The organism is Longimonas sp. (genome assembly GCF_046498435.1).
GTDB lineage: Bacteria > Bacteroidota > Rhodothermia > Rhodothermales > Salinibacteraceae > Longimonas.
The window spans coordinates 1-4,917 of sequence record NZ_JAWOAR010000252.1; the positions used below are offsets into that span (position 1 = coordinate 1).

General features: G+C 59.9%; 4 protein-coding genes. All 4 read left to right on the top strand.

The features are described from left to right. Positions 1-2,412, top strand: a 2,412-nt coding sequence (locus tag R6U20_RS09710) for an ATP-binding protein (protein ID WP_410337658.1), incomplete at its 5' end; no start/stop codon positions are given. A gap of 450 nt (positions 2,413-2,862) precedes the next feature. Then, positions 2,863-3,165 (top strand): hypothetical protein, encoded by a 303-nt coding sequence (locus R6U20_RS09715; RefSeq protein ID WP_410337659.1) that lies wholly within the window; start codon positions 2,863-2,865, stop codon positions 3,163-3,165. 50 nt (positions 3,166-3,215) lie between these two features. Beyond that, positions 3,216-3,692, top strand: coding sequence for a porin family protein (locus R6U20_RS09720; protein WP_410337661.1), 477 nt, complete (start codon positions 3,216-3,218; stop codon positions 3,690-3,692). A gap of 279 nt (positions 3,693-3,971) precedes the next feature. Then, positions 3,972-4,917, top strand: a 946-nt coding sequence (locus R6U20_RS09725) for a CAP domain-containing protein (protein ID WP_410337660.1), incomplete at its 3' end; no start/stop codon positions are given.

A 4,917-nucleotide genomic window follows, 5' to 3' on the forward strand; every position in this document is an offset into this window, starting at 1 on the left:
GGTCGCGTGTGGGCGACTTTTGTGTACGACGGCGGATTGCTTCGCATCGATGCCAGCGGCACGGCGCAGCGTCTGCTAAGCAATCGGCGTGTGTGGCAGGTGGATACGGTGGGCGACAGCCTGGCCCTGGCCAGCACGCGTCAGCACGGGCTGTACGTGCTCAATGCAGAAACCGGCGCCGTGCAGCGCCAGCTTACCGAAGCCGACGGGCTGCGCTCCTCGAACGTGATGGCGGCACACGTAGCTCGCGATACGTTGTATGTTGGGCACGCCCATGGCATCACCAAACTGCCGTTGCGTGTGCTTGGGCAGACCGAACAGCCCCCGCGCACGTTGCTTACAGGGCTGGAGGTAAACCTGAACGATCAGCCCGCTACGCCCACTTTGGATCTGGAGGCAAGCGACCGGAGCATCGGGTTTTCGTTCGCCGGCGTTCACTTTGCTGATCCCCAGAGCGTACACTACGAATACCGACTGCTACCGCAGGACACCACGTGGAGTGCGACCACGCAGGGCTTTACGCGATACACGAACCTGGATCCAGGGGCGTATCAGTTTCAGGTACGGGCGCGGCTCAACGACCGTTTGGCTGGGGAGGCGGCCACGTACTCATTTCGGATTCCGGCGTACATCTACGAGATGCGCAGCGTGCAGGGGCTTGCCGGACTCATTCTGCTGATGCTGGGCTGGGTCGCCTATCGCTGGCGGATTCGGCGCTTGCAGCGGTATCAGCAGGTGCTGGAGGAGATGGTGCAGGAGCGCACCACGGAACTGCGCGAGGAAAAACGCAAAACCGAAGCCCAGGCCGAGCGGCTGGCCGAGCTCGACGACGCCAAGAACCGGTTCTTTGCGCATGTAAGTCACGAGTTTCGGACGCCGCTCTCGCTCTTGCTCAGTCCCCTCAAAAGCGCGCTGCAACAGGCCAGTGATGGTGTGGTGGAACTGGGTATCGAGCAGGTGCAGCGCATGGTACGCAACGCCGAACACGTGCAGCGCCTGATCGACCAGCTCCTCGATCTGGCTACGCTTCAGGCAAGCCGTATGTCGGTGGAGCACCAGCCGGGTGATCTAGCCACCCTCGTGCAGCGCACCGCCGATGCGTTTACGGAGCGGGCCCAGGGCCAGAGCATCGATCTGGACGTGCACCGGCCTACGCATCCCCTCGAAAGCCAGTTCGACGTCGAGAAGGTGGAAACGATCGTGAGCAATCTGGTGGATAACGCGCTCAAGTTCACGCCCTCGGGCGGAGCGGTTACGGTGCGTGTGGAGCCGTCGGGCGACCGGCCTGGATATGCCACGATTTCGGTGGCGGACACGGGGCCGGGCCTCTCGGAGGCGGAGCAGGAGCGCATCTTTGCACGCTTTGAGCGGGGCAACCGGGCACAGGAGCACGACGAAGATGGGCTGGGCCTGGGTCTCACACTGACCAGCGAACTGGTGGCGCTGCACAACGGCACCATTGATGTGGAGAGCACGCCCAACGAAGGCAGCACCTTCATTGTGCACCTGCCACTGTATCCGACCACCCAGTTGCCGCCCCGCGACGTACGCACCGACATCGCACATCTTGAGGAGGCATCAGCAATCGAGATGCACTCCAATGGCGTTGCGCCCGCGCACGACGCCGCATCGGAATCCAGCGCAACTGTCCTCGTGGTCGAAGACAACGCCGAGATGCGCAGCTTCCTGGAGGAAGAGCTGTCCCCTCGGTGGCGCGTGCGCACAGCCGGAGATGGCGCCGAAGGATGGGCTATGATCCAGAACGACCCGCCCGACCTGGTCCTGGCCGATGTGATGATGCCCGAGATGGACGGATTCGCGCTATGCCGCGCCATCAAAGAGGATGCGGAGCTGCGCACCATTCCTGTGCTGCTCCTGACCGCCCGCGCGAGCAATGAAGCCGAGCGCGAGGGGCTTGGCTGCGGGGCTGATGCCTACATCACGAAGCCGTTCGACGTTGCCGCCCTGAAGCAGCGCATTGCCAATCACCTGGCCGCCCGCAAACACTTGCAGGCGCGCTTTGAAGAACAGGTTTCGCTGTCCAGTACCAGCGCGAGCATCGACCGGCAGCACCTGCCGTTTATGGAGGCGGTTACTGGTGCTGTGGATGAGCACCTGGACAACCCCGACTTTACGGTCGATCAGTTGGCGAGTGCGGTGGCGCTAAGCCAGCGGCAGTGCACGCGTCGCCTCAAAGACGCGGTGGACATGACCCCGGCCGCGTTCATTCGTCACCGCCGCATCGAACACGCAAAAACGCTCCTGCAAACGGATCCAGAGACCATCGCCGAGGTGGTGTACGCGGTTGGATTCCGCTCGTCATCGCACTTCTCGAAAGTCTTCCGCAAAGCCACGGGGCAGTCGCCCTCGGCCTATCGCGACGCGTCCGAAAACGAGACAGATGCGGGCTGATCCCGGCATTGCATAGCCGCGCGGATGCGACCTTCCCTGTCGTAATTACGACATATCCTATTGTGATTTCGACATTGTCCCATCTACGACACGATATGTCGCATCTCCGATAGCTCGTTTTTGGACATTCCGTGCTCCGGTCGGTTGCATGGAAGGCACGACAGAAGATGCAATGCGTCGCGAGGCGCCAGCAGTCAATTCGTTCTTCTGCTCGTATGCGTTTTTCTTCCTACAACCATACTCAATGCTATGCAACGTTCTCTCTCTTCTAACGCCACCCACGCTTCGATACCTAAATTGGGTGTCTTTCTGGTTGCCTTCGTCCTCATGATCAGCATGTCGGCTTGCGACTTATTCGGTAGCGATGATGACGAAGAAAGCGGTGCTTCCCTGGACGGTGATCTTACGTTCAGGGCGGAAAGCAGCTCCACTCTCTCGATAAACTACAATGTGTCCTACTTTTACGACGGTGGAACGTGCCAGTCAGGGGGAGCGAGTGGGATTGGAGAGTCTCTCCCGGTTGAAGCTGAGCTCAACGGACCGAGCGGTACCGACTGTGCTGATAATCCCGGCGATTTCGATGGGGTGCAGGTCACAGCAATTATGAACAACGCGAATCCCGACTTTCTTAGCATGACTCTGCAGCTTCGCAGCGACGGAGATGTCATAGACGAGGCGACCGATTCCGAAAACTTTGGGGGCGCAGAGACCTGGATCGTTGAGGCTGGCGAGGTCCCCGATCGGTCCAATTAGCGTCTCCAACCGCTCGGATTGCCGTACTGGGGCTCGTTCCACTCCACACTATTGGCGGATTCGTCCAGATTGACTTTGCCGGACCGTTTGCGCTCCAGCCCGAAGCAGCCTATATCCAGAAAGGCTTCGACATTTCCACTATTCCCAATGACCCTAATGTGGGAGCCGGGAGTCTGGCGCTCGACTACGTAGAGATTCCCATCTTGGCCAAGCTGCAGATCCCGGTCGCCGGCCCCATGACGCCCACGGTGTTTGGAGGGCCGGCAGTGGGCATAAATCTAAACGCCGAGTTCGATGAGCCTCGTCCTGGCACCGATCCCCGCGACATCAGCGACTTCGTAAATGGCACCGAGATCGGCGCACACGTGGGGGCTGGGCTTGACGTTGAGGCTGGAGGCGTGCTCCTGATGCTTGATGCACGCTACACACGAGGCCTGACTGGCGTGTTTGACGATGAGGAGATCAACGATGCAGCATCCGACATCAAAAACGAAGGATTCCGCCTGAGCCTGGGCATCGGATTTTAGAAGGCGGTAGACGTCTGACGCTGACGCCATATCGACATGTAAATGCGAGGCAGATGCCTCTACCTGTTTCCTCTCGGCCAGGGATGCCAGGGGACAACCTGTTCCTCGCCGCATCACATGCAGGGGCAGGTGCATCGCTGGCCCGAGAGGATGTTTTCTGCAGACGAGTGACCGCAACTGTCAAGCCCGAACGCTTTTACCAATGAGAGGCTGGTAGCTGCGACATCAAGTCCCTTTTTCAAGGGTGCATTTTCTTCTCCAACATAGCACACGCATGGCATGAAAAAGAATCGATACGCGTCGTTTCAAGCAGCTTGGTGGGCAGCCACCGCCATGGTTTTGGTGGTTGCACTCGTGTATGTAGGATGCCGCGGGAGTGGAACGTTGGCGGAGGGCGGTATGGTGTGGGAAGGCGACAATGTCATCATTGTGAAGTCCGATTCGACCGGATCCACGAGTGCAATGGTTGACCGCGTGGTTCGCACCTTGAAGAGGGCCGAGGTATCCACCGAGGAATTAAACCGGACGTCGGGCTATCTGCGTACGGAGCCGATTCGCGTGAACGACACCCTGAACCTGCGGCTCAACGTTGTAGCGACCGATTCGGGACGCGTCGAGATTGCCGGAGAAATGGCAGACCTGCGCCAGTCTGATCCTGATGATTGGACGCGGGTGGCGTGGAACGAGACGCCTCGGCGGGGAGCAGGCATATGGCCGTTCATGACGGAGGTTGGACAAGCGATTGGTTCTATTGAGGGATACGAGCGCGACCCACGGCTTATGGGCTCGTTTGCGTGTGGCGGACGCCGTTGTGCTGAAGACGAAACGTGCGAGGGGAATGTATGCCAGGCTCCAGATCAAGAAGCCATTGCTGGCGCCGATGAGCCCGACCGTGATCCATCCCCACGTACGCGGGTGTGTACCTCCGAAAATGAGCAAGCGCTTGTAGACGCTGTACGCTCATACCGCGCCTCTCAAGATCTGCCAGAGGTGCCGCTGTCCACCGGACTTACCGAGGTGGCCCAGACGCACGCCCGCGACTTAGCCAACGAGGCTCCGCATGAAGAAAGCCGCTGCAATCTGCACAGCTGGTCTGACGAGGGATCGTGGAGCCCGTGCTGCTATACCGATGATCACGCCAACGCGTCGTGCATGTGGGAAAAACCATCGGAGCTAACCGATTACAGCGGATCTGGATACGAGATCTCGTATAGCGGGCCGCCCG